Origin of the sequence: Streptomyces sp. NPDC058257, assembly GCF_042881845.1 — a bacterium.
GTDB lineage: Bacteria > Actinomycetota > Actinomycetes > Streptomycetales > Streptomycetaceae > Streptomyces.
The window spans coordinates 42398-66281 of sequence record NZ_JBHVXJ010000015.1 but is presented as its reverse complement, the minus strand read 5'-3'; the positions used below and the strand labels follow the sequence as shown (position 1 = coordinate 66281).

Annotated in this window: 20 protein-coding genes; 14 read left to right on the top strand and 6 right to left on the bottom strand. The window is 70.3% G+C overall.

Going from position 1 to position 23884, the window contains the following annotated elements:
• Positions 1-89 precede the first annotated feature (89 nt).
• Positions 90-401 (top strand): carbohydrate-binding protein, encoded by a 312-nt coding sequence (locus tag ACFVXC_RS29945; RefSeq protein ID WP_389911607.1) that lies wholly within the window; start codon positions 90-92, stop codon positions 399-401.
• A gap of 80 nt (positions 402-481) precedes the next feature.
• Here the strand turns inward: ACFVXC_RS29945 and ACFVXC_RS29940 are convergent, their stop codons facing one another.
• Positions 482-1621 carry an aminoglycoside phosphotransferase family protein gene (locus tag ACFVXC_RS29940; RefSeq protein WP_389911306.1) on the bottom strand — a complete coding sequence of 380 codons (1140 nt, stop codon included), beginning with the start codon at positions 1619-1621 and terminating at the stop codon, positions 482-484.
• A gap of 234 nt (positions 1622-1855) precedes the next feature.
• Between ACFVXC_RS29940 and ACFVXC_RS29935 the strand changes: the two genes are divergently transcribed.
• Positions 1856-3355, top strand: a complete 1500-nt coding sequence (locus tag ACFVXC_RS29935; protein ID WP_389911303.1) for a hypothetical protein — start codon at positions 1856-1858, stop codon at positions 3353-3355.
• A 35-nt stretch (positions 3356-3390) separates the two neighbouring features.
• Here ACFVXC_RS29935 and ACFVXC_RS29930 read toward each other — a convergent pair whose 3' ends face one another.
• Both ACFVXC_RS29930 and ACFVXC_RS29925 read right to left on the bottom strand, forming a co-directional pair.
• On the bottom strand, positions 3391-4812 hold the full coding sequence (locus ACFVXC_RS29930; protein ID WP_389911301.1) for a PP2C family protein-serine/threonine phosphatase: 1422 nt from the start codon (positions 4810-4812) through the stop codon (positions 3391-3393).
• 398 nt (positions 4813-5210) lie between these two features.
• On the bottom strand, positions 5211-7268 hold the full coding sequence (locus ACFVXC_RS29925; RefSeq protein WP_389911298.1) for a glycoside hydrolase: 2058 nt from the start codon (positions 7266-7268) through the stop codon (positions 5211-5213).
• Between the two features lie 202 nt (positions 7269-7470).
• Between ACFVXC_RS29925 and ACFVXC_RS29920 the strand changes: the two genes are divergently transcribed.
• From ACFVXC_RS29920 to ACFVXC_RS29890, 7 genes are read left to right on the top strand one after another with little or no spacing between them, the layout of a single operon-like run.
• Positions 7471-7839, top strand: coding sequence for a VOC family protein (locus ACFVXC_RS29920; protein WP_389911295.1), 369 nt, complete (start codon positions 7471-7473; stop codon positions 7837-7839).
• A 20-nt stretch (positions 7840-7859) separates the two neighbouring features.
• The gene (locus ACFVXC_RS29915) at positions 7860-8054 is read left to right on the top strand and encodes a hypothetical protein (RefSeq protein WP_389911293.1); all 195 of its coding nucleotides are present in this window, start codon (positions 7860-7862) and stop codon (positions 8052-8054) included.
• Positions 8051-8512, top strand: a complete 462-nt coding sequence (locus ACFVXC_RS29910) for a monovalent cation/H+ antiporter complex subunit F (protein ID WP_389911290.1) — start codon at positions 8051-8053, stop codon at positions 8510-8512. The genes ACFVXC_RS29915 and ACFVXC_RS29910 overlap by 4 nt, the downstream gene beginning before the upstream one ends.
• Before the next feature lie 27 nt (positions 8513-8539).
• Positions 8540-8812 carry a Na(+)/H(+) antiporter subunit B gene (locus tag ACFVXC_RS29905; protein ID WP_389911287.1) on the top strand — a complete coding sequence of 91 codons (273 nt, stop codon included), beginning with the start codon at positions 8540-8542 and terminating at the stop codon, positions 8810-8812.
• Positions 8809-9576, top strand: coding sequence for an MnhB domain-containing protein (locus ACFVXC_RS29900; protein ID WP_389911284.1), 768 nt, complete (start codon positions 8809-8811; stop codon positions 9574-9576). Before ACFVXC_RS29905 ends, ACFVXC_RS29900 begins: the two co-directional genes overlap by 4 nt.
• Positions 9576-9923, top strand: a complete 348-nt coding sequence (locus ACFVXC_RS29895; RefSeq protein ID WP_389911281.1) for a sodium:proton antiporter — start codon at positions 9576-9578, stop codon at positions 9921-9923. Before ACFVXC_RS29900 ends, ACFVXC_RS29895 begins: the two co-directional genes overlap by 1 nt.
• Positions 9920-11680, top strand: coding sequence for a complex I subunit 5 family protein (locus ACFVXC_RS29890; protein WP_389911278.1), 1761 nt, complete (start codon positions 9920-9922; stop codon positions 11678-11680). The genes ACFVXC_RS29895 and ACFVXC_RS29890 overlap by 4 nt, the downstream gene beginning before the upstream one ends.
• A gap of 4 nt (positions 11681-11684) precedes the next feature.
• Here ACFVXC_RS29890 and ACFVXC_RS29885 read toward each other — a convergent pair whose 3' ends face one another.
• The 3 genes from ACFVXC_RS29885 to ACFVXC_RS29875 form a co-directional block, all read right to left on the bottom strand.
• Positions 11685-12764: a polyprenyl synthetase family protein gene (locus ACFVXC_RS29885; protein WP_389911275.1), complete on the bottom strand. Its 1080-nt coding sequence runs from the start codon at positions 12762-12764 to the stop codon at positions 11685-11687.
• Positions 12765-12863: 99 nt separating this feature from the next.
• A complete protein-coding gene (locus ACFVXC_RS29880; RefSeq protein ID WP_389911272.1) occupies positions 12864-15275 on the bottom strand; it encodes a SpoIIE family protein phosphatase in 2412 nt (803 codons plus the stop codon).
• 222 nt (positions 15276-15497) lie between these two features.
• On the bottom strand, positions 15498-16169 hold the full coding sequence (locus ACFVXC_RS29875; protein ID WP_389911269.1) for a HutD family protein: 672 nt from the start codon (positions 16167-16169) through the stop codon (positions 15498-15500).
• Positions 16170-16282: 113 nt separating this feature from the next.
• On the opposite strand from ACFVXC_RS29875, the gene ACFVXC_RS29870 reads away from it, so the two are divergent.
• The 5 genes from ACFVXC_RS29870 to ACFVXC_RS29850 all read left to right on the top strand — a co-directional run bounded on the left by ACFVXC_RS29870 (position 16283) and on the right by ACFVXC_RS29850 (position 23837).
• The gene (locus tag ACFVXC_RS29870) at positions 16283-19243 is read left to right on the top strand and encodes an AAA family ATPase (RefSeq protein ID WP_389911267.1); all 2961 of its coding nucleotides are present in this window, start codon (positions 16283-16285) and stop codon (positions 19241-19243) included.
• 379 nt (positions 19244-19622) lie between these two features.
• Positions 19623-20447 carry a FadR/GntR family transcriptional regulator gene (locus ACFVXC_RS29865; RefSeq protein WP_389911264.1) on the top strand — a complete coding sequence of 275 codons (825 nt, stop codon included), beginning with the start codon at positions 19623-19625 and terminating at the stop codon, positions 20445-20447.
• Between the two features lie 227 nt (positions 20448-20674).
• Positions 20675-21991 carry an ABC transporter substrate-binding protein gene (locus tag ACFVXC_RS29860; protein ID WP_389911261.1) on the top strand — a complete coding sequence of 439 codons (1317 nt, stop codon included), beginning with the start codon at positions 20675-20677 and terminating at the stop codon, positions 21989-21991.
• Entirely contained in the window at positions 21991-22953 is a 963-nt protein-coding gene (locus ACFVXC_RS29855) for a carbohydrate ABC transporter permease (RefSeq protein WP_389911258.1), read from the top strand. Before ACFVXC_RS29860 ends, ACFVXC_RS29855 begins: the two co-directional genes overlap by 1 nt.
• On the top strand, positions 22950-23837 hold the full coding sequence (locus ACFVXC_RS29850; RefSeq protein ID WP_389911255.1) for a carbohydrate ABC transporter permease: 888 nt from the start codon (positions 22950-22952) through the stop codon (positions 23835-23837). Before ACFVXC_RS29855 ends, ACFVXC_RS29850 begins: the two co-directional genes overlap by 4 nt.
• Positions 23838-23884 lie beyond the last annotated feature (47 nt).

Sequence of the window (23884 nt, the reverse complement as noted above, 5' to 3'; positions counted from 1 at the left end):
ATGGTATTCGGCAATCGACATAACTGACCGTCAACTCGCTTGCAGTGAAAGCTGGTTGAGCCCCTGACAGGTCAAAGTTCGCTCATCGCATTGCTCCGCAGACCGCTGCCGAAGGAGCCGAGGGTGCAGGCGATGAAGGCGATGAAGGCGACGCAGGAGATGTTGGCGATGAGCTGTCCTCGCCCTACGGCGTCGGCTCCGTCGAACTGCGCGCGGGCGCCCCCGACGGCACGTTGCTCGCCACGACACCCGTCCCCGACACCGGAGGCTGGGACACCTATCAGGCCACGCAGGACGTGCCGGTCGAAGCCCTGGCAGGCACCCACAAGCTCTGTCTGGTCTTCAAGTCGCCGCAGGACAATTCCTTTGACGTGGACGCGGTGCAGTTCACCACGTCATAGTCATCTGGAAGTCGCCGGGGGCAAGTGAAGGTCCGCAGTGCGCCGCTGTCCAGAAGCGCACTGCGGACCTTCGTCCCCCGTCAGCGAGTACCGACCGCCGCGCGCACGGCCCGACGGGCCAGCTGGCAGTCGTCGTGCAGCCGCCTCAGCAGCAGCCGCTGTTCCTCGCCGGACGGCGCGGCACCGGGGTGGGCCGGACCCGGTGTCGTCGGAGGTGATTCGTGCATCGTTCGCTGCACGGCCATCTCGTACGTACGGATCTCCCGGGTGAGCACCAGCATCAGGTTGACCAGGAACGCGTCACGCGCCGCCGGTCCCTGCTCCTGCGCCAGCTGGCTGATCTCACGCCGTGCCACCGGCGCGTCACCGAGCACCGACCACAGCGTCGCCAGGTCATAGCCCGGCAGATACCAGCCGGCGTGCTCCCAGTCCACGAACACCGGGCCCGCGGGGGAGAGAAGGATGTTCGAAAGCAGCGCGTCGCCGTGACAGAACTGCCAGGTGCCGTGCTGCCCGGCCGAGTGCGCGATGCCGTGCAGAAGCTTCTGCAGGTCACCCATGTCCCTGTCGGTGAGCAGGCCGAGCTCATGGAAGCGGGAGATCCGCTTGCCGTAGTCCATGGGCCTGCCGAAGAGCTCCTGCGGCGGACGCCACCGGTTGAGGTGGCGGATCGCGTTGAGCGCCAACCGCACGTCAGCGCGCGGCGGCGGTTCCACGGGATGGCGGGACAGCGCGGCGACGCGTCCCTGCATGCGCTCGATCACCAGCGTGCAGTCCTCGGGGTCCGCGGCGATCAGCCGCGGGGCCCTGACCGGAGGACGGTGCCGGACGAACGAGCGGTAGGCCGCTATCTCGTGCTGGATCCGCTCGGTCCACACCGGCGAGTGGTCGAGTAAACATTTGGCGATCGCGGTGCTGCGTCCTGTCGTTCCGACGAGCAGAACCGTTCGTCCGCTGCGGCGGAGCACCTGTACCGGATTGAACTCGGGACAGATGCGATGCACCGAGGCGATCGCGGTGCGCAGTTGCGCCCCTTGGGGGCCGGACAAGTCGAGTCTCCCGCTGAGCGGTTGCGTGCCGGGCCCCGGAACGCGTCGCGTTCGGCCGGTGCCGAGCGACCCGGTCGCGGGGCGCGCGGGCTCCAGATACGGGCCGCTGCCGGGCTGTCGGCTGTGCAGCGGCCGGGGCGGGGCGGACACGGAGGACGATGCTGTGTACATGGGCGATACAGATCCCTTCGTGTGCCTGCGAATTGCTGCGCCTCCCGCCCCGGCTTCCTTGGAAGCACCCTGGGGAATGCCCCGCGGTGGGCCGGGTCGGGGTGGCGCATTCCTACCTGACACCCGCCGTCCCATGGCACACCATGTGGCGCACCCTGGCGAACCCTGGCGAATAGTCGCTCAGCAACTGACAGAGGGTTACTGTCAACTCAGCCGAGAACCTGGGGGCTTGACGTGAACGGACAACCCAATACCCGACTGTCGGACCACTTCGGCCTGGCAGGCTGGTCCAAGGGGGAACTCGCGAGACTGGTGAACCGGCAGGCGGCGGCCATGGGCCACCCGCAGCTGGCCACCGATACCTCGCGGGTCCGGCGTTGGATCGACATGGGAGAAATCCCCCGCGATCCCGTACCCCGAGTTTTGGCGGCTCTGTTCACCGAGCGTCTCGGCCGTGTCGTGACCATTGAGGATCTTGGTCTGGTCCGGCACGGGCGCGTGGGGAAACGGCGTGGCGACGGGAGTGTGGAGCACCCCGACGGCGTGCCGTGGGCGCCCGAACGGACAGCCGCGGTCCTCACCGAATTCACGGGAATGGACCTCATGCTCAACCGACGCGGCTTGGTGGGCGCGGGTGCCGCGCTCGCCGCCGGCTCCGCACTCAGCAGCGCCATGCACGACTGGCTGCACACCGACCCTGCCCTCGTTGCCGACGCTCCCCGAACCGATCATCCCCTGCACGCCGACGCCGCTGGGTTCGACCGCTATGAGGCCGCCCCCATCGGGTCGCAGGAGATCGAGGAACTGGAAACCTCCGTCGAGGTGTTCCGGGCCTGGGACGCGTCCCGCGGTGGTGGGCTGCAGCGCAAGGCTGTGGTGGGCCAGCTCAACGAAGTGGGCGGCATGCTCGCCTACCGACACCCCGACCATCTCCAGCGCCGCCTGTGGGGCGTCGCTGCCAACCTCGCCGTACTCGCGGGCTGGATGTCGCACGACGTCGGCCTGGAGCCCACGGCACAGAAGTACTTCGTGATCGCCACGCACGCGGCCCGCGAAGGAGGCGACCGGCCGCGCGCGGGCGAGGCCCTGTCCCGGGCGGCGCGCCAGATGGTGCACCTGGGGCGGCCCGACGACGCCCTCGACCTGATGAAGATGGCCCAGTCGGGCTCCGGCGAGGAGATGCTGCCGCGCACGCAGGCCATGCTCTACACCATCGAGGCCTGGGCACAGGCGTCGATGGGCAAGGGCCAGGCGATGCGCCGCACGCTCGGCATCGCGGAGGACCTGTTCGTCTCCGACAAGGGAGATGTGCCACCGCCCAGTTGGATGCAGATGTTCGACGAGGCGGACATGCACGGCATGCAGGCCCTGGCCTACCGCACCCTCGCCGATCACGACGCGGCCGCCGCCAACACCGCCCAGCGCCATGCGAGGGAAGCGATCGAACTGCGGTCCAAGGGCCGCGACCGCTCACAGATCTTCGACTACATCTCGCTGGCATCGGCCTGCTTCATCGCCGACGATCCCGAGCAGGCCGATCGGTACGCGCGGTTGGCGCTGGTCTCGATGGGGTCGAACTCCTCGCACCGCACGTGGGACCGGCTGCGCGAGATGTACCGCCTGACGGCACAGTACTCGGGATATCCGAAGATCCAGGACCTGCGTGAGGAGATCAAGATGGCCCTGCCGAAGGCGGCGGCCAAGACCGGAGGTGGCAGCCGGGTCCAGGCCTAGCCGATGTCCAGTTGATGTCTAGTTGATCCGGGCGGTCACTGGTTGATCCGGGCGATCAGCAGGCAGGCGTCGTCCTCGCGCGGGGCCACGCCGAACTCTTCGACGACCAACCGCACACAGTCCTGCGCACCCCGCGTGTCCGTGAAGCGTGGCGCGAGCGCGAGCAGTCGGCTCGTGGCCGCGTCCCTCGCGCGCCGGGGAACCAGTCCATCGGTGTGCAGCAACAGCAGGTCGCCGGGCTCAAGGCGCACTTCGGCCTGCTCGTAGGTGGCTCCGGAGGTCGCCCCGAGGATCACGCCGCCCGGTGGCGTCAGCGCGCGCCCCGTCCCGTCGCGGAACAGCAGGGGGGCGGGGTGCCCCGCCTGCGCCCAGGTGAGGGTGCGGCCGGCGGGGGTGTACTGGCAGCAGACCGCGCTGCCGAGGGCGGGTTGCGTGGTGGTGTCCAGTAACTGGTTGAGCCAGCCCATCAGTTGGCCCGGCTGGACGCCGGCCACCGCCATGCCGCGCACCGCGCCGAGGAGCATCGCCATGCCGGACGTGACGGTCACGCCGTGCCCCGTGAGGTCGCCGACGCTGAGGAGGAACTGGCCGTCGGGCAGCTCCAGCGCGTCGTACCAGTCGCCGCCGATCAGTGAACTCGTCGAGGAGGGGAGGTAGTGCGCGGCGAGATCGAGAGCCGCGGGTCCACCGTGCGGGAACCGCAGGGAGCCGCGCCACGGCGGCAGCACAGCCTCCTGCAGTTCGACCGCGAGCCGGTGCTCTGTCTGCGCGATGTGCCGCTGGCGCTGCAACGAGTCACGGGTCTCGCGCACCACTCGCTGGCTGCGGCGCAGTTCGCTGACGTCCCGCAGTACCGCCCACATCGAGGCGGTGCTGCCGTCAGCGGCGAGCACGGGCTCGCCCATCATGTGCACCTGTCGTACGCCGCTGTCCGGGCGCACGATACGGAACTCGCCGTCGATCGGCTTACCGTCGATCAGGCAGTCCGTGACCATGGCCGTCAGCATCGGCTGGTCGTCGACGTGCACCAGGGAGGGCAGCTCGTCGAGGGAGAGCGGCGGAGCTTCCGAGTCCCGCCCGAGGATTTGGTACAGCTCGCCCGACCAACTCGCCTCGTCGTTCAGGAGGTTCCACTCCGCGCTGCCGACCCGGCTGAGCAGTGAGCCGTGCTGGGGTTCGAGCGGCGCGGGCACGGCGGGAGCCGTGGGCGCCACGTCCGACTGCACGGGTCCGTCCCTCAACTGCGCGAGGTGGTCGTCCAGGTCGTTGAGCTGATGGACCGCCAGGTCGCACAGGGCACGCTGCCAGCGGCCCTGGTCACCGCGGTCGGCCCCGGCGTCACGGCGCACGGCGTCGACCTCACCGCGGAGCCGACGCGTCTGCGTGATCAGCGCTTCGACCGAGCCGCGCTCGGGCGGCTGGGCGGAAGGGCGGTCCGCGAAGACATGGGACGGCATGAGGTGCTCCGTTGAGTATGCGGTGCGACCAAACGGGCGGGATGGACCGGTAATGACTTTCGCACAGCCGGGGGTGCCCCGTAAGGGATTTGGCAACACACGACGCGGTGTGCTTTTGGCATATGCCTATGTCCTGCGGAATCGTTCGTTCCGATCATCCGGCGATCCGCCTCGGCCCAGACCCGCCGGGCGAGCCCTCGACTCAGGCCCGCCGGGCGACCCCCCGGGCCTCGATCAGCACGTCTCCTGCCGCCCTGCCGCCCTGCCGCAGGCCTGGCGGGGTCGGACAGCGTCACGTCAGATCTCCGCCAGGGCACACCGGAACACGGATGTCCTCCGTCCGTCCACCCTGGGGGTTTGCCCCCAGGGCCCACCCCAAGCCACCGCCCACGGAAGGCTCAGGACAGCTTCGCGGGGCAGAGGCGCCGCGACGTCGTCTCGTTCCCGATCTTGGCGTCCACGCAACCGCCGGGCAGCGAACCGTACTTCTTCTCCCCGAAGTTGGCCGTCACGGTCAGCTTTCCGTGGCCGAACTCCGTCCGCTGCACCGTCCCGTCACCGGTGAGCCGCTGGTAGCCGTTCATCCGTTCGGTGCCGACAGCCTTGTGCAGGGGTGCCAAGTACCGCTGGAGCGACGCCATCTCCTTGCCCGTGGACTGCAAGTTCGTCTTCCCGAGCGTGAAGTTGAGCGGGGTGTTGTAGAGGGCGGACATCAACGCCCGGTCGGTCTTCTGGTCCGGGAGCTTGTTGTACGGCAGCTCCCAGCGGTCGGCGTTGATGACGGAGCCGTGCAGCGCGGTCTCGTACAGGGGGACGCGGTAGGCCGGGTCGTACATCGCTTTCGCCAGCGCGGACGGCAGCTCGACCTCCTTGAAGAAGACCGCCGGCTCGCCCTGCGGCGCGTAGCCGCCCCACTTCTCCTTGTCCTTCTCCAGCTTCCACAAGCCGTCCGCGACCGGCGTCTGTCCGCCGTGGTCGAACGCGAGCACGGGGGCGGCCCAGGCACCGGCGGACTCGGAGCCGAGGACGAGGTTGTCGTCGGAGGAGAGCCTGCGCATGCGCTCCAGGCGGTTGGCGCGGTCCTGCTTCTTGTTCATGCGGTGGCCCTTGCCGCTGTCGGTGAACAGCTCACCCGCCGCGTCGACGTCCAGGAAATAGCTGTCGGCGCCGTTCGCCGTCATCTTCCTCGCCCGGTCAGCCAAGTAGTGCTTGCCGCGCTCGGCCTGCTTGAACGCCTGGGAGCTGAGGTAGCAGCCCCGGCCGCCGAAGCCTTCCTTGATCTCGCCCTTCCAGTTCCGTACGCAGAAGTCCGGGTAGACCGAGCCGGGCCACTTCGAGGACGGGTTGTCGGCGCTCTGAGAGGGCTGGCCGTTGGCGTAGGAGTCGTACGGGCCGACCAGGTAGCCGTGTCGTTTCGCGGCCCGCACGGCCTGCTTGTCCATCGGCTGCTCGTCGGCATCGTAACCGAGCCAGACCCGGGAGACGCCGAGCTTGTGCAGCTCGTTCACGCCCTTCGCGGTACGGGCTTCGCCCCAGGCGTAGGCGTGCACGGCTCCGAGCAGCCGCTCCACCTGGGGATTCTCCTTGATCTTCTGCTTCAAGGAGCGCAGTTTGCCGCGTTCGTCGAGGTAGGCGCGGTAGTTGCCGGCGGAGGAGACCGGAGAGGAGCCCGTGAGGGAGAAGTGCACCGTGTAGTCGCGGGTCTGCTCCCGCCGCGAGAACTCGTGCCGTGCCGTGGAGCCGATCCGGCCGTCCTTCGACGCGAAACCGAGGGAAGTGCCGACCTCCTCCGGCACGATGTAGCTGACGCCGTGCTCGCCCTGGGTGTAGCCCCAGGCCGGAAGAGTGAGGCCGCCGGCGAGTTCGGCCTCCGAGTCCTTCAGACCGGCCTCGCCGGAGTTCCAGAAGGCGTCGCCGACCGGGATGCGCAGGCCCTCGCCGCGCGGGATCTGCAGGGCTCCATCGGCGCTCGGCGCGGTACTGGGCCAGGACAGTTTCTGGTCGGCGTCGGAGTGCACCGTCATGCGCAGTCGGCCGTGATCGCTCCGCGCCGAGACCGTGAGCTTCTCGCCCGGGTACGACCAGCGGGCCGTGCCGCCCTCCACCCTCACCTTGCCCGGCTTGCCGAGCCGCTGCCCCGCCGCGCCGGACACCGGGAGCGAGGACCCGTCGTCGGTGCGGCCCGTGACACGCAGCGACGCGGTGTCCACGCGCGCCGCGCCGCCGCGCACGCCGAAGTCGACGTTGCCGCCGTGCACCCGCGGCGGCTTGTCCGGCGCGCCCCCGTCCACCGGGGGCTCGGCCATCGCCAGGTAGCCGGCCGACGCCGTGGTGGCGGTGAGCACGACGGCCGCGGCGATGCCGTACGTACGGACACGGCGCCGACGCCGCGCGCCCGCGACGTCACCGTGCCGGGCCTGCCGGGTCTGACTGCTGTTCCTCTTCACGTAGTTCACGGGGGAGAGCATCGGGGGTGCGCGTAAGAAGGTTCTAAGAGCCGCTCCGGACGGCGCCGGTGCGAGGTCCGGAGCGTCGACACGCAGGCGGGACGGGGTGGGGCCGCTGCAGGGCGCGTACGTGGAAGAGTGTGCGAGCCCCGCACCAGGGCACCCGTAGCCGCTGAGAGAACGTGTCGCAGACGTGGACAAGGAGAACGCCGTGCCCGTAGCCACATACTGTCTCGTCGCCGTGGACTGCCCCGACCCCGCAGCCCTGGCAGGCTTCTACGCCGCGCTCCTCGGGGGCGAGCTCAAACAGGACAGCGACGACTGGTACGACCTGTACGCGCCGGGCGGCCATCGCATCGCCTTCCAGCGGGCCGAGGGCCACAAGCCGCCCCAGTGGCCCCGCGGGGACGACTCCCAGCAACTGCACCTCGACTTCGACGTGCCGGACATGGCAGCGGCCGAGGCACTGGCGCTGTCGCTCGGCGCCATGCCGCTGGACCTTGACGACCAGGACGGCCGGCGCGGATTCCGTGTCTACGCCGATCCGGCGGGCCACCCGTTCTGTCTGTGCCGCGCCTGACCAGCTGCCCGTCGTACGACGTGGGAAGCACGAGGAGGCGCGGAGGGCTCCTGCGCGCCGCCGCGGAACTCCTGTGCTGGTGGGCCGCTCTTGTCGCGCTGTGGATCGTGCTGATCAGTGACGTCGATGAGTGGGAGCTCGCGGTCGGGATCGGCTGCGGCCTGGCCGGGGCGTCGGCCGCCACGGCGGCTCGCCGCGCGGCGGCCTTGGAGTGAACGCCTGGCTCTGGTGCGGAGCCGCACTCCTGGGAGTCGGGCTGCCCGCCGTGATCTGGGGCGTGACGTCCGGCCCGCTGGCCCGCAGGGTGCTGGCGCAGAACACGGGCAGCACCGTGGTCGCCCTCGCCTTCCTCCTGATCGCACAGGGCTACGGGCGCCCCTCGTACGTCGATCTCTCCCTGGTCCTGTCGCTGCTCGGCCCCGTCGGCACCCTCGTGTGTGTCCGTCTCCTGGCCGACGATCTGTCGAGGAACCGGCCGCGAGGGGCCACGGCGGTGACGGTCCTGAGCGTCGCGGCCTCGGTGGCGGTGACCGCGGCCGTGTGTGCGGCGACAGCCTTCGGCAGGCCGCTGATGAAGCTCGTCCTCATCGGAACCCTGGTGGCCATCGGCAACGTGATCGCCTCACGGGCCCTGTCCGCGGGTGTGGTGGAAGAAACGGACGCGACGCGATGAGCGGCGCGAACTCGGAGGCGAAGCGTTTTGGGCAACGATCTGATCATCTCCCTGTGCCTCGTGCTGGTGGCCGTGTCGGCGACGGCGGCGGTAGCCGTGCGTGAGCCGGTCAGGCAGGCACTGGTCCTCGCGGTCCTCGGTCTCGCCCTGGCCGCGCTCTTCACGGTCCTGCAGGCCCCGGACGTGGCCCTGTCCCAACTGGCCGTCGGATCCGTCCTCACGCCGCTGATGATCCTGCTGTCCGTCCGCAAGGTCAGACGCCGTGGGCACCCGGCCGCAGGTGACGGGGCAAAACGGTGAACATCCGGACGCGGCGGTGGGTCCTTGGCATCGGAGCGATCGGCCTGGCTTCGCTGTTCGTCGCCGCGTTCCTGCGTCTGCCGCGATTCGGCGGCGCCCGGCATCCCTACGGTGATCGCGCGACCGACGAAGCCCTCGCCCGGCACACCTCGAACGTGATCGCGTCGGTCAACTTCGACCTGCGCGCGTTCGACACACTGGGCGAGGAGTCCATCCTGTTCGCCGCCGTCCTGGGGACGGTCGTCCTGCTCCGGCAGACCCGCGACGAGGACCGGGTGCCTCCCGGCCCCGCCGCCGTCGACCGATGGGTGCGTCGCTACGCACTCCTCGGGCTCCCCATCGCCCTGCTGGTCGGCCTGTACGTGGTCGCACACGGTCAGCTGAGTCCCGGCGGCGGCTTCCAGGGCGGCGTCATCGTGGCCACCGCCGTGCACCTCCTCTACATCGGGGTCGACTACCGGGCCCTCGAACGGATCCGCCCGGTGGCCCTGTACGAGGTGGGCGACGCGGTCGGCGAAGCCGCCTTCCTGCTCGTCGGCGCGGCCGGGCTGATCGGCGGCTCCGCCTTCCTGGCCAACACCCTGCTGCCGTACGGAGAGTTCAACACCCTTTCGTCGGGCGGGACCGTGCCTCTTCTGAACCTGGCGGTCGGCATCGAAGTGGCCTGTGCGGTGGTCGTGTTGGTGTCCCGTTTCCTCGACCAGGCCGTGGAGATCACCGAGGCCCCCTCGAAGCCGGACGCGGGAGAGGCAGGCACGGCGTGATGCACACGTTCCCCTACCTGGTCGCCGGATGGATCTTCCTCGTCGGCTGCTACGGCCTCGCCACGAGCCGGCACCTGGTGCACGCCGTCGGCTGCCTCGCCGTCTGCCAGTGCGCCACATACGTCCTGCTCCTGGCCGTCGGCTACCGCGAGGGCGGCACGGCGCCGGTCCACTCCGATCTGACTCCGCGCTCCCGCCCCCTGGTCGACCCCGTGGTGCAGGCGCTCACACTCACCGACGTGGTCGTGGGAGCGACGGTCACCGCCCTGCTCCTGGCCCTCGTGATCCAAGTGGCCAAACGCCATGGCACCGCCGACCCCGACGAACTGTCCGAGCTGCGCGGATGAGTCAACTGCTGCCTCTGGTCGTGGCCCTGCCCCTCCTGGGCGCCGCCCTCCTCGTCGCGGTCGGCCGCCTGCTGCCGCGCGTCGCCGCCGACGGCATCGCCGCCGCGGTGGCCGTCTCGACCACGGCGCTCGCCGTCCTGCTCCTCGTTCACTCCGCGCCGGGTGCCACGGAGTGGGTCGGAGGATGGCGGCCCGCCGACGGGAAGAGCGTGGGCATCGTTCTGGTCGGTGACGCACCGGGAACCGGGCTCGCCGCACTCGTCTCCCTCCTCGCGGTGTCCGTACTCGCCTACTCCTGGCACTACTTCGACGAGGTGCCGCAGGGGCACGCGGCGGCCTTCCCCGCGCTCGTCCTGCTCTTCCAGGCGGGCATGTGCGGCTTCGCGCTGACGGGCGATCTCTTCAACGCCTTCGTCTTCTTCGAGCTGATGAGCGTCGTCGCGTACACCCTGACGGGCTACCGGGTGGAGGAACCCAAGGCCGTGCAGGGGGCGCTCACCTTCGGTGTCGTCAACTCCCTGGGCGCCTACGCGACGTTGATGGGCATCACGCTGCTGTACGCCCGTACAGGTGAGCTGGGTATGCGGCGGATCGGCGACGCGCTGCGAGCCGCGGGCCCGCCGGACGCACTCGTCCTGTGCGCGTTCGTCCTGGTGATGACCGGACTGCTGGTGAAGGCCGCGGTCGTGCCCTTCCACTTCTGGCTGCCGGACGCCCACGCCGTGGCACCGACCCCCGTCTGCATGCTGCTGTCCGGAGTCATGGTCGAACTCGGTGTCTACGGTGTCTGGCGGGTGTACACCACCGTCTTCGCCGGGTCGGGCGGACTGCCCGCCGCCGACTTCACCCGCTGCCTCGTGGTCCTCGGCACCGCCACCGCCCTGCTCGGTGCCCTGCTGTGCTGGCGCCAGCGCCACCTCAAGCGCATGCTCGCCTACTCGACCATCGCCCACACCGGGCTCTTCCTCGTGGGCGTCGGCCTGCTGCGGCCCGAGTCGACCGCCGGAGTCGCCCTGTACGTGCTGGGCCACGCGGGCGCCAAGGCCGCGCTGTTCGCCTGCACCGGCATCCTCCTGGACCGTTACGGCAGCGTGGACGAGCGCGAACTGTACGGCAGGGCCAGGGAGTTGCCCGTCGTCGCCGTGCTCTACGGCATGGCCGGACTCGCCCTGACGGGTCTGCCGCCCTTCGGTACGGCTCTGGGCAAGGGGGTGACCGAGGAGGCCTCGGGCGGCATTCTCACCACCGTGCTGTTCCTGGTCGTCTCCGTCGTCACGGGGGCGGCCGTGCTGCGCACCGGGGCGCGGGTGTTCCTGGGCGCGGGCCCGCGGCCCGACCGCTCGTCGTCGCCCGCGTCGACGTCCGGGGACGAGGAGCCCGAGACATGCGAACCTCTGGGGCGGCGGGTCCCGCTGCCGATGGTGGCCGTGCCCGCCGCCCTCCTGGCGGGCACGCTGGCCGTGGGGCTCGTCCCCGCACTGGCGGCAGGTGCGGGCCGGGCGTTCGGCGGCCCGGAAGCCGCTGTGCCGCACTGGACGCCCGCCGCTCTGCTCACCGGTGCGCTGTCCACGGCATGCGCGGCCGGGTGTGCGGCCCTTGCCGTGCGGCGGGCGGCGCCGGCGGAGTCGCCCCTCTGGACAGCGCCACTGCGCCGTCTGCACTCGGGCCACATCGGGGATTACGTCGCCTGGTTCGTCCTTGGCACGGCGGCACTCGGCGCGCTCGCGCTGCCGGGCGTCCTCGGCTTCCCGCCCTGAGGGGTCATCGGGTTCGGCGGCTGTTCCACAGGGGGAGTTGCTCGAAGAGGGCGACGGCTTCCTCGTTCCAGTGCCGGTGCCAGGAGGCGGCCTCGGCCGCGGCCGCGTGGGCGTAGTGGTCGAGCGTCGCCTGCAGGCGGGTGTGGACGTGGCGGCGGTGGGCGATGTCACGGACGCGGTCGATGGTCTGTGGGGTGCAGTGGGGGTTGCCGAGGGCAGCTCGGACAGTGGCGTGTTCGTCTCCGCCGGTGGCGGCGAGGAGGTCGCGGGTCACATAGGTGTGGCGGCCGGCCCGCAGATCGGCGCCCCTGGGTTTGCCGGTGAGGGCGGGGTCGCCGAAGAGGTCGAGGTAGTCATCGCGTATCTGGCCGCCGAGACCCGCGAGTCGGGCGTAGCGGTGGAGGCTCTCCTCGTAGGGGACCAGGTCCTGCCCCGCGGCCAGCAGGCCCAGACGCATGGGAGCCAGGATGGTGTAGCGCGAGGTCTTGTACTCGCACACCGTCTCCAGCATCCCCTCGTCGGCTGTGGGGTTCACGTCACGTTCGAGGTCGAGGACCTGGCCGATGACGGTGTCGGTCGTCACGCCGAGCTGGACGTCGAGCAGGGCCTGTTTGCGGTCCGCGGGCAGGTCGGCCCGCACAAGGACGCGCAGGGCCAGGAAACCGGCGAGATCACCCGTCATCATGGCAAGACCCAGCGCGGCCTGCGGGTTGTCCGGCAGGTCTTGGCGACAGGCGTGGTACGTCGAGGGGCCACCGCGGCGCATCGGCGAGTCGTCCATGATGTCGTCGAGGATGAGCGCGTGGCTGTGGAGCAGCTCAAGACTCAGCGCGGCTTCTGCCAACCCCACCGCCTCGTCCGCGCCGACGAGTCCCGCCGCCTCGTGGAGCAGGGTGATCCGGATCCGCTTCCCGCCGCGCAGCGACAACTGGGCGAGGAGGTCAAGACACCGGGGCGCGAAGCGTCCCAGCTGTGCGCCGCCCAGGTCGCCGGCCAGTTCGGCGAAATACTTCTCGAAGGCCGCGTCGAAGCGCTGCCGGTGGCCGGCGGCACGCTCCAGGGCACCGGCAGTACTGCTGCTCATGGTTGTTCGGTCCGGCCTTTCCTCAGGTACGAGAGGGCCAGCTTCCCATTCGATGGGGGAGGTCCCTCCGGCGCCCCGGGCCGGTGGGAGCAGGCCGTCTCATCCCGTCGTGGGAAAGGCCTGTTCGGTCCAGATGGTCTTGCCGGAGCGGGTGTAGCGCGTTCCCCACCTCTGGACGAGTTGCGCGACGATGAACAGGCCGCGCCCGCCTTCGTCGTCCTCGCCGCTGTGGCGCAGGTGCGGTGAGGTGTGGCCCGTGTCCGCGACCTCGCACAGGAGAGTGCGGTCACGGATCAGGCGTACCTGGATCGGTCCCTCCGCGTATCTCACCGCGTTGGTCACCAGCTCGCTGACGACGAGTTCGGTCGCGAACGCCAGCTCGTCGAGACCCCAGTCGTGCAGCTGCTGGGTGGCCAGGTCCCGGGCACGGCCTGCGGTGACCGGTTCCGCGGGCAGCTCCCACTCGCTGACCCGTGACGCGTCGAGTGCGCGGGTACGGACGAGCAGCAGGGCGGTGTCGTCGGCGGTCGATCCGCCCGGCAGGAGTTCCGCCACTGCCCGGTCGCAGAGTTCTTCGAGTGACGCGTGCCGGTCGCTGAGTACACGTCCCAGGGTGTCGAGGCCGTGGTCGATGTCGCGGTCGCGGGCCTCGACCAGGCCGTCGGTGAAGAGGGCGAGGAGGCTGCCCACGGGAAGCTCCGTCTCCATCGACTCGAACGGCAGACCGCCCAGGCCCAGAGGCGGTCCTGCCGGCAGGTCCGGGAAGGAGAGAGCGCCGTCCGGGTCGACGACCGCGGGCGGCAGGTGTCCGGCCCTGGCCATCACGCAGCGCCGCGAGACCGGGTCGTAGACCGCGTAGAGACAGGTCGCCCCCGTGGTCACATCGGCGTGGCCGCCTTCGGGTGATCCCGGCTCGCCGCGTTGCTCCTCCGCCGACTGCGCCACCAGATCGTCGACCCGGGAGAGCAGTTCGACGGGATCCATGTCCATCTGGGCGAACGCGCGCACCGTCGTACGCAGCCGTCCCATGGTGGCGGCTGCCTGCAGGCCGTGGCCGACCACGTCCCCGACCACGAGTCCGACCCGGGTTCCGGACAGCGGGATGACGTCGAACCAGTCGCCGCCGACCCCTGTCACGTCGTCCGCGGGCAGGTAGCGGTGGGCCAGTTCGACCGCCGACTGCTCCGGCACGTGCTGCGGAAGGAGTTGGCGCTGCAGGGCCAGCGACGCGGTGCGCTCACGGGTGAAGCGGCGGGCGTTGTCGATGGACACAGCCGTACGGGCGGCCAACTCGTCGGCCAGTGCCACCTCGCCGCTGTCGAAGGCGGCCGAACCGGCGCCGCGAAGGAAAGTGACGATGCCCAGGTTGCTGTTCCCGGCCCGCAGCGGCACGACCAAGGTCTTGTCGTCGAGCACGAGCCCGCCCGAGGAGAGGCTGCGATCCTGTGGCGAACCGGACGGGTACTCCACCTCCGCGTCGTCCTCCGCCTCGTTCTCCTCGCTTTCCTCGTCTTCTTCGTCGTCCTCCTCGGCCGAGGAGCGAGCGACCCGTACGAGAGACATCGCCGCCGAACCGGTGGTGGCCGGCACCCCGCCTTCCAGTACCGCCCCCGCGAGGTCGACCGTCACCGCGGCGGCGAAGTCCGGTACCGCCACCTCGGTGATCTTCCTTGCCGTGATCCGCACATCGAGGGTGTTCCCGATGCCGCGGCCCGCTTCGACGAGCAGGGCGAGGCGCCGCTGGGCCTTGTAGCGATCGGAGATGTCGAATGCGTCCTCGCACACTCCGAATACGTGTCCGTCGGCATCCTGGAGGCGGTAGTAGGCGCAGGACCAGATGTGGTCCGTTTCCGGGTCGCTTGGCGGTCGTCCCTGGAAGTGCAGGTCCAGAAAAGGCTCTCCGGTATCCAGTACCTGATGCATGACTGCGTCCAGAGTGGGCGGATGCCCCTGGGTCACGAACTTTCCCTCGGAGTACAGCTGGTCCGCCCGAAAGCCACGGAATTCGGAGAACGGGCGTCCGATCTCCCGTTCGTACGCCGCGTTGCACCAGGTCAGGCGTAGTTCGGTGTCGTAGATGGCCAGACCGAGGGGGGACTGGGTGGCCAGTCCATGCAACAGGGCCAGCCGGGATTCCCACTGCCGGAGATCCTTCAGCTCGGTCGCGACGAGGACACGCGTCGCCGTGCCCGCGCCCGGCAGGGCGCACGCGGCGGTGGCGACGATGAGCTCATGCCCGTCCCGGTGCCGGGCGACGCGGATCTCGTTCCCCTGGAACTGGGGACGGAGGGAGAGCGGGGGAACAGGGAGAACAGGGCGCGTCGGGCCGGGGGACAGGAACGTGGTCACGGGCCTGCCGACGATCTCCTGCGGCCGGTATCCGAGGAGCCGCTCCGCAGCCGGGCTCCATCCGATGACCTTGTCCTGGGCGTCGACGACCGCCGTGGCCGCCCTGGTGACATCGAGGGGGCCACGAAAGTCAGTACTTCGCTCCGCGTTCCGTGCAGTCATGGCGCCACATCAGCCCCGTTCATCCCCTACAGAATCCGCCGTCTCCGGGGGAGGCACAACCGCGGTACGCCCACTCAACGCAAGCGTGACGTCGTGGCTTCCGCCGAGTCGTGGGTTTCGCTAATAACAAGCCCTTCGGCCCGCGCGGCTCGGGACCGCTGAGGGCCCTCGGGGGAGGGGCTTCGCGGCAGACTCCGGCCGCCGGAACTCCGTCAGCGCGCGTCAGAGCGCCGCAGTGATCCTGATCGCGGCCACTACGCCGTCGCCCCGCAGGGTCAGCGCCCCCGGGCCTTCGTGACGTACGCAGTCGAGACGGCCGAGCGGGGTCTCCCGCCCGTCAGGTCCGCCGAGGGTGATCCCCTCGGTGGCCGCCATGACGAGCAGGGTCTCGCCCGACGCGCACGTCATCTCCGTCTCCGCCTCCCGGGCCGCGGCGACGGTGACGATCCGCACCTGTGCCGTCGCCCGGCCCCTGCGGGTCATCACGTTCATGTTGCGCACCGCGCCCGCATCGAGGCGACAGTCCGTCGCCGCGTCGCCGGAGAAGGCGAAGGGGCTCAGCGGCCCGACCGGCCGCGGGGTCCCGTCGACAGTCAGCACCATGCCTTCGCCCTCGACCGGGGTGATCACGCGGTCGACCCCGGGGAAGGGGGAGAAGGCGCCTCCGGCGTTCACGTCCGCGACACTCACCCGCCAGTCGAAGCCGGCCACGGGCTCCGCCGAGGAGGGGGACGAGGAGGGAGACAAGGAGGGGGACGAGGAGGGAGACGAAGAGGGAGGCACCCGCACGACGCCCGACGCGACCTCCCGGGTCGTACCGCCGCCGTTCTTCCACGGCATGCTGCGGTATTCGCTCCAGGGCAGAACACTCCAGCGCAGAACATCCCGGCCCATCCGTCGCCGCCTCCTTCAGACACGTGATCATCCAGGCACGTGATCATCGAGTCCGGGCCAGCCTACGTGCAGCGACAGTCGGCCACGGAGGCGTACCGAACTCGTGTGCCAGGATGTGGAACGTGTCGCATACCCAGTTCACCAGCCAACTCATCGGTCGGGAAGCCGAACTCGACCGTCTCGCTGACGTACTGGAGCGAGCCCGCGCCGGCGAGGCGCGCGCGGTGCTGATCGCCGGAGACGCCGGGGTCGGCAAGACAAGGGCGCTCGACGAGGTCGCCGGACGAGCCGCCGCGACCGGGATGACCGTGCTCATCGGACACTGTGTCGACCTCGGTGATGTCGGCCTGCCGTATCTGCCGTTCACCGAGATACTCGGCGCGCTGGCCGCGGACGAGCGGTTCACCTCGGTCCTCAGCGGTCATCCGGTGACGGAACGGCTGCTCGGTGGCGGCACGGATGCCGTGGGGGACGTGAACAGGCGGCTCCGGCTCTTCGAGGACGTGGCAGCCCTGCTGGCCGAACTCGCGGACATCGCCCCACTGTTGCTGATCATCGAGGACCTGCACTGGGCCGATCAGTCCTCCCGTGACCTCCTGCGGTTCCTGCTCAGCCGAGGTGTCCTCAAGCGGCCGGCCCGCGGTTCGCACGACCACCGGCTCGCGGTGTTCGCCTCGTACCGTGCGGACGACCTGCACCGCCGTCACCCCCTGCGCCCCCTCCTTGCCGAGCTGGTGCGGCTGCCCGCCGTGGAGCGGCTTGAGCTTCAACCGCTGCCCGACGCGGATGTGGCCCGCCTCGTGCGTTCCTTGCGGGACGATTCCCTGCCGGACGCGACCATCCATCGGATCGTCGAGCGGGCCGAGGGCAACGCCTTCTACGCGGAGGAGCTGGTCGCGGCCACGGACGCTCCGGCCGGTGGCGTGCCCAGCGGTCTGGCCGACGTCCTGCTTATCCGGGTCGAGCAGCTGTCCGAGACCGCCCAGCAGATGCTGCGCACCGCGGCTGTCGCCGGGCGCCGGGTCAGTCACGACCTGCTGCGGGACGCCGTGGGGCTGCCGGAGAAGGAGCTGGAGGCGGTGCTGCGGGAGGTCGTGGAGCGGCAGTTGCTCGTCCCCGGTGACGGTGACACGTACTCCTTCCGGCACGCGCTCGCGCGGGAGGCGGTCTACGCCGATCTCCTGCCCGGTGAACGGGCCCGGCTGCACGGCGTGTTCGCGCGCCTGCTCGCCGAGCGTGGCCGCTCGTCCGGCAGCGCGGCCGAGCGCGCCCACCACTTCCGCGAGAACCACGACCTGCCCGAGGCGCTCGCCGCCTCCCTGGAGGCCGCCGACCACGCCCAGCGCGTCGGCGCTCCCGCCGAGGAGTTGCGGCACATCGAAGCGGCCCTCGACCTGTGGTCGGCGGTCAGCGCCGACGGCCGGCCCGCCGGTACCGACTCCGTGACGCTCACGCTGCGTGCCTCGGCGGCGGCCGCCCATGCCGGGGAGTTGCACCGTGCCGTCTCCCTCACCAGGTCCGCCCTCGCCGGTCTCGGTCAGGACGCCGACCTGGAGCTCGCCGCCCGTGTCCGCTACACGCTCGCCGGGAACCTGCTGAACGTCGACAATCTGTCGGCCGCCGTCGCGCACAGCAGTGAGGCTCTCGCCCTGATCCCCGCCGAGCCCCCTTCGGCGACCTGGGTGTGGGCGGCGGCCACGTACATGATGGTGGCCGCGCGTCAGAGTGACGGGGGCGAGAGCGCGCGACGGGTCGGCCGCCAGGCTCTGCGTGTCGCCGCTGAATTGGGGGTCGACGACGCGCTGGCCGATCTCCTGATCTCCATGACCGTTCACGCGGACAGCAACCGGCGTACCCCGGAGGGCAGGGAGCGGCTGCACGAGGCGCGGGAGCTTGCGCTGCGGGCGGGTAACGCGCATGTGGAGATGCGTGCCTTGTTCAACCTGGCCATGGGCTGCGTCGAAACCGGCGACCTGGAGCGATGCCTGCCGTGGGTGGAGGAGGGCCTGGACCGGGCCCGCCGTTCCGGGCTGCTGTCCTCGCCGTATTCGCTGGAGATGCGCTACCTGCGGCTGCTGGTGCAGTACACGCTCGGCTACTGGGACGAGTGCGCGCGCGGCGCGGCCGAGGACGTGGGGACCCAGTCCGGCTCGGGCGGCTTCACGGCCGGTCCCGGGCTGTACGTAGCGCTGGCACGCGGCGATTTCAGTGCTGTCGAGCGCGCCCAAGCGTTGCTGGATGGGCACTTCGACTGGAAGAACGCGCTGGTCGCCGGCATCGTGCGGATCGATGCCGCCGCGCTGCGCGGGGACCCGGACGAGGCGGTGCGGGCGATGGGGCACACCGTCGGTTCCCTCACCGACGACACGGGCGCGGTGCCCGACGCCACGGTCCGGCTCGCGGCTCTGGCCCTGTCCGCGGTAGCCGACTCGGCGGCCGAGCTGCGTATGCGCGGTGACGAGGAGGCGGCGAGGCGCCGGGCGGACACCGCTGCCGCACTCGTGGAACAGGCGCGGGCCTCGGCCGCGCGCGGCGAGGACGGCAGGCCACAGGGGCCGGAGGGACAGGCGTGGCTGGCTCGTGTCGAAGCCGAATGGACACGAGCCGTGTCCGGTCCTGACGTGGCGGCCTGGGAGAAGGCGCTGGCGGCCTTCGCGTACGGCGACGCCTATGAACGTGCGCGGTGCCGACTGCGCCTCGCCGAGGCACTGCTTGCGGCCGACCGTCGCGAGGAGGCGACCGTCGAGGTCGACGCGGTGCGCCAGGAGGCCGACCGGCTCGGCGCCACTGTCTTGCGCGAGCGTCTTGACGCTCTGGTGCGCCGCGGCCGGCTGGCGGTACCGGCCAGGGACCGTGCCGCGGTGCTGACGGCGCGCGAGCAGGATGTGTTGCGTCTGCTCGCCCTCGGCCGCAGCAACCGGCAGATCGGCGAGGAACTGTTCATCAGCCCCAAGACGGCCAGCGTCCATGTCTCCAACATCCTGGCCAAGCTGGGGGCGGCGAGCCGTACGGAGGCGGTGGGTGTCGCCTACCGGCAGGGACTGATCGCTACGGAGCCGGCGCCTTCGGACTGACCCCGCGCGGTCCCGTCGCCGGGAGCCATGGCGGTGGGTGCCGGTCGGCTGCCGAGGGCCTTGGCTCCGCTGTCGGTGGCCTGTCGGCGGGTCCTGGCACCGTCGCGGAAACGGCCGCCGGAGATCACCGGCGGTTCCGATCCCGAGGAGCCACCACGCGCACCCCCGTCACGATCATCGGCGCCGGGCTCACCCTGGCCCGCGTCCTGCGCCTCGGCCGCACGTGACGCGCGCGAGGGCGGTACCCCGGCGTGACGAGCGTCGTACCCGCGGCGTGACGAGGGTGGTGTCCCCGGCGTGAGGTGCGAGTGCTCCTGGCGTGAGGTGCGAGGGCCCCGCGCGGTGATCAAGGCTTTGGACCGGGTTGTACGCTGCGACCATGCAGCCGTCCGCTCCCTCGCCGTCGCCGGATTCCGCCCAGCCGGGTCGTCTTTCCGATCCCGCCGAGCGCGGCCTGCTGACGGAGCGGATCGCACGTCAGCTGGAACACGAGATCCGTTCCGGTGAGATCGCGGTCGGGGCCAAGCTGCCTTCCGAGCGCGAGCTGGCGGCCCAGTTCGGCTCCAGCCGCAATGTCGTGCGGGAGGTGCTGCGGCGCCTTGAGGCGCAGCACCTGATCGAGGTCGCGCCGGGGCGTGGTTCCTTCGTGCGTGAGCAGAGCTCGGGTCAGGCCAGGGGGTATGACGCGCTGTACCGCGCCGGGCGTCCCACGGTCCGTCAACTGATCGAGGCGCGGCTTCCGTTGGAGGTCGAGATGGTCCAACTGGCGACCAGGCGAGCCACGGACGAGGACATCGCGGTGATGCGCGGCGCGTGCGACGCCCTGGAGTCGGCCACGGATGTCGTGGTCAAGGCGCAGGCGGACATGGAGTTCCATGACGCGATCGCGGTGGCGAGCAAGAATCCCGTACTGCGGATCATGCTGTCGTCGATCAGCGGGATGATGTTCGAGATGATGCTCCGCTCGAACTCGGACCCCTCGATCGGGGAGCCCGGGGTGCCGCATCACCCGGAGATCTTCGAGGCGATCGAGGCGCGGGACGAGGAACTCGCGGCGGTACGGATGCGGGAGCACCTGATGCTCGGCCTGCGTACGTACGGGGCGGACCTCGATGTGCAGGTGGACATCATGGCGCGCAACCACATCGAGACGCTCCTTGGGCAGGCGGAGGTCCGGCGGGCGGGCGGCAGGGCGGGGGAGTAGCCGCCCTCGGTGTGGATCAGGGCGGCGTGACCGTTCTGTTGTGTGGATCTTTCTCTCAGGGTCTGTTCGTGAGCGTTCATGTCCTGTTACGGTCCCGTCAGTCAACTGGTCCTACCAGTTGGACCAGTGGTTTCGGGAGTCGCAGTCCCCACCGGAACCACCGAAACCACCGAAACCACCGGGCCATCGGGACCACCGTGCCACCCACCACAGAGACGAGGACAACGATGTCCACGAGCAGCCGGCTTTTGAGCAGGCGCTCCTTCGGCAGGCTGACCGCAGGGGCGGCGGGAGCCGTCGGCGTGGGCGCAGTGGGCGCCTGTTCGCCGCAGGGTGCCGACCCCTCGGCGCGCAGCCCCTTGCGGATCATGGCGATCAACCACGTGTGGTCGCAGGCGGTCAAGCGGCGGACGAAGGAGTTCGAGGAGCGGATCGGACGCAGGGTCTCGATGACCCTGCTCACCGCCGACCAACTGTCGAGCAGTTACAACGTCAAGCTCAACGCATCGGGCACCGACGTGGACGTCATGATGGTGCGCGCGCTCCAGGAACAGCTGGTCTTCGCGCACAACGACTGGCTCGCCGACCTCACCGACCGGGTCGAGGGCGACAAGGAGTTCGACTGGGCGGACTTCCAGAAGGCGCCGCGCGAGGCCTCCGTGGCGCAGGGCAGGGTGCTGAGCGTCCCGGTGGTGACCGAACGCCCCACGCTGTACTACCGCAAGGACCTCGTCGAAGGACCGCCGCGCACCCTCGACGCCCTGATGTCGTCCGCACTGGAACTCACGGACAAGAAGAAGGGGTTCTACGGATACGTCGGCCGCGGGCAGCGCAGCGGCGCCGTGTCCCAGTGGTCCAGCTTCCTGTACTCGCACGGCGGCGACTTCCTCGTCGACGGCAAGTCCGGCATCGGCAGCCGCCAGGCACTGGCCGCCTACGAGTACTACGGCGGGCTCCTCGGCAGAGCGGGGCCGCCGGGAGCGACCAACATGAGCCTCGAACAGGCCATGCCGATCTTCGCGCAGGGCAAAGCCGCGTTCTACATAGACGCCGACGCCGTCTACAGCAGCTTCCTCGACCCGAAGGTCGCGACCAAGGGCGTACGCGAATCCGTCGGCTTCGCCCCCTTCCCCGCGGGCCCGGCCGGTGCCAAGCCGCACAACATCCCGTCCTGGAGCCTGGGCATCAACAAGTTCTCCCTCCTGCGCGACGACGCCTGGGAGTTCATCAGGTGGGCCGCGGGGCCTGAGATGTCCGCGGCTCTCCAGTCCGACGGCATCCCGGGCGCCCGCAGCTCCGTATGGGCCGACCCCCGGACCCTCGCCGCCTTCCCGAAGGATCTCGCCGAGTCGATGCGGCTCAACGCCGAACGCGGCCTCGGCTACGACCGGCCACGGGTCCTCCAGGTCGGCCGGGCCAGGGACATCGTCGGCCGTCCGCTGGTCGCGTCGATCCTCGGTGAGTCCGTAGGGCCCGTCGTGCGCGACGCCGACGCGGAGTTCGCCGATTTCCTCGTACGCGACAACCGCCACAAGGAGTCCTGATGGCCGCCACCGAGGTCTCCCCGGCCCGCGCCGACACCCCGACCCCGGGGAAGGACGCGCGCCGCACCCGGCCGCCGCGCACCTTCGAGCAGGCCAACCGGCGGCTGAAGTGGGCGATGCTCGCCCCGGCACTGCTCTTCGTCGGCCTGATGATCGTCTTCCCGCTGGCCTTCACGCTCGACCTGAGCCTGACCGACGCGTTCGGCGCGGTGAACGCCGACAAGCGCCACATCGGCCTGCGGAACTTCATCGACGCGCTCGGCGATGCCCGCCGCTTCTGGCCCGCCGCGCGCCGCACCCTGGTCTTCACCGTCGGCGCCGTGGTCCTGGAGACGGTCCTCGGCCTCGCGCTCGCGATGCTCATGCGCAAGCCGTTCCGCGGCATGCGCCTGGTGCGCACCGTCCTGATCATCCCGCTGCTCGCCACCCCCGTCGCGATCGGCGTCCTGTGGCTGCTGATCCTCGACCCCACCAACGGCATCGCCAACCATCTGCTCGCCTCCATCGGCCTGCCCCGCCAGGAGTTCCTCGGCTCGGTGAGCCAGTCACTGCCGATGCTGATGCTCATCGACGTGTGGCAGTGGACGCCGATGATGACGCTGCTCCTGCTCGCGGGCCTGACCACGCTTCCCGAGGAGCCCGAGGAAGCCGCGCTCGTCGACGGCGCGAGTGCCTGGCAGCGCTTCCGCTACGTCATCCTGCCGATGCTCGGCCCCACCCTCGCCACAGCCCTTGTCCTGCGCGCCGTCGACGCGCTCAAGACCTTCGACATCCTCTACGCCACCAAGGGCGCGGGCGGCGGCTCCGACTTCGAGGCGGAGACGCTCAACGTCTACGCCTACGGACTCACCTTCGACTACCAGGAGTACGGCCTTGCCGCCGCCGTCCTGGTCCTGTTCACGCTGTTCATCATCGGTGTCGTGGTCCTGCTGCGCCGCCGCGGCGGAAGGAAGAACGCATGAGTTCCACCGTCACCCCCGCGACCCGCCCGCCGAAGAGCTCCGCGCCCCGGCCGCCCGGCACGCCCGCTGTCCGCGGGCGCAGGAAGTGGACATGGCTGCGCGGCACGGCCATCGCCCTGGTCACCCTGGTCTTCGCGCTGCCCCTCGTGTGGATGTTCGCCGCCGCCTTCAAGACCAATGTGCAGGTGACCGACCCGAGCGTGGGCCTGTGGTTCAAGCCCACCCTCGACAACTTCCGCAGCATCGTCGAGGCCGGGCAGATCGTCCGCTCCATGGGCAACTCCCTGCTCGTGGGGGTGGTATCCACGGTGCTCTCCGCCGTCATCGCCGTGCCCGCCGCATGGGCCGTGGGCCGGTTCGGCATGCACCGCACCGGGTCCCTGATCCTCGTCGCCCGCATCGTTCCCGCGATCTCGCTGCTCGTGCCCTGGTACTACCTGTTCGCGCAGATGGGGCTCGTCGGCTCCTACACGGTCCTCGTGCTCAGCCACATGTTCGTCTCCGTGCCGCTGATCATGTGGATCATGATCAGCTTCTTCGCCGGTCTTCCGGTCGAACTCGAAGAAGCCGCCCGCACCGACGGCCTGAGCGCGTTCGGCGCCTTCTGGCGCATCTCGCTGCCCCTGGCCGCACCCGGCACCGCAACCGCCTCGCTCCTGGCGTTCGTCTTCAGCTGGAACAACTTCATGTTCGCGCTGGTCTTCGCCGACGACCGCACCCAGACCGTGCCGGTGACCCTCTTCAACTTCATCTCCTACGCAAGCACCGACTGGGGCGGTCTCATGGCCGCCGCCACCCTCATCACCGTCCCCGTCGTCATCGCCGCCGTCGTCGGACAGAAGTACCTGGTGGCCGGTCTCACCTCGGGCGCCACCAAGGGCTGAGCGGCAAGCCGCGCCGGCCCTCCCCACCCTGTCCCGCATCACCACAC

Bases quoted from the DNA above. Each gene is read 5' to 3' on its own strand.
- ACFVXC_RS29940 (WP_389911306.1), bottom strand. From the start codon at position 1,621: ATGTACACAGCATCGTCCTCCGTGTCCGCCCCGCCCCGGCCGCTGCAC.
- ACFVXC_RS29930 (WP_389911301.1), bottom strand. From the start codon at position 4,812: ATGCCGTCCCATGTCTTCGCGGACCGCCCTTCCGCCCAGCCGCCCGAG.
- ACFVXC_RS29895 (WP_389911281.1), top strand. From the start codon at position 9,576: ATGCACACGTTCCCCTACCTGGTCGCCGGATGGATCTTCCTCGTCGGC.
- ACFVXC_RS29890 (WP_389911278.1), top strand. From the start codon at position 9,920: ATGAGTCAACTGCTGCCTCTGGTCGTGGCCCTGCCCCTCCTGGGCGCC.
- ACFVXC_RS29885 (WP_389911275.1), bottom strand. From the start codon at position 12,764: ATGAGCAGCAGTACTGCCGGTGCCCTGGAGCGTGCCGCCGGCCACCGG.
- ACFVXC_RS29880 (WP_389911272.1), bottom strand. From the start codon at position 15,275: ATGACTGCACGGAACGCGGAGCGAAGTACTGACTTTCGTGGCCCCCTC.
- ACFVXC_RS29875 (WP_389911269.1), bottom strand. From the start codon at position 16,169: ATGGGCCGGGATGTTCTGCGCTGGAGTGTTCTGCCCTGGAGCGAATAC.
- ACFVXC_RS29870 (WP_389911267.1), top strand. From the start codon at position 16,283: ATGTGGAACGTGTCGCATACCCAGTTCACCAGCCAACTCATCGGTCGG.
- ACFVXC_RS29865 (WP_389911264.1), top strand. From the start codon at position 19,623: ATGCAGCCGTCCGCTCCCTCGCCGTCGCCGGATTCCGCCCAGCCGGGT.
- ACFVXC_RS29860 (WP_389911261.1), top strand. From the start codon at position 20,675: ATGTCCACGAGCAGCCGGCTTTTGAGCAGGCGCTCCTTCGGCAGGCTG.
- ACFVXC_RS29855 (WP_389911258.1), top strand. From the start codon at position 21,991: ATGGCCGCCACCGAGGTCTCCCCGGCCCGCGCCGACACCCCGACCCCG.
- ACFVXC_RS29850 (WP_389911255.1), top strand. From the start codon at position 22,950: ATGAGTTCCACCGTCACCCCCGCGACCCGCCCGCCGAAGAGCTCCGCG.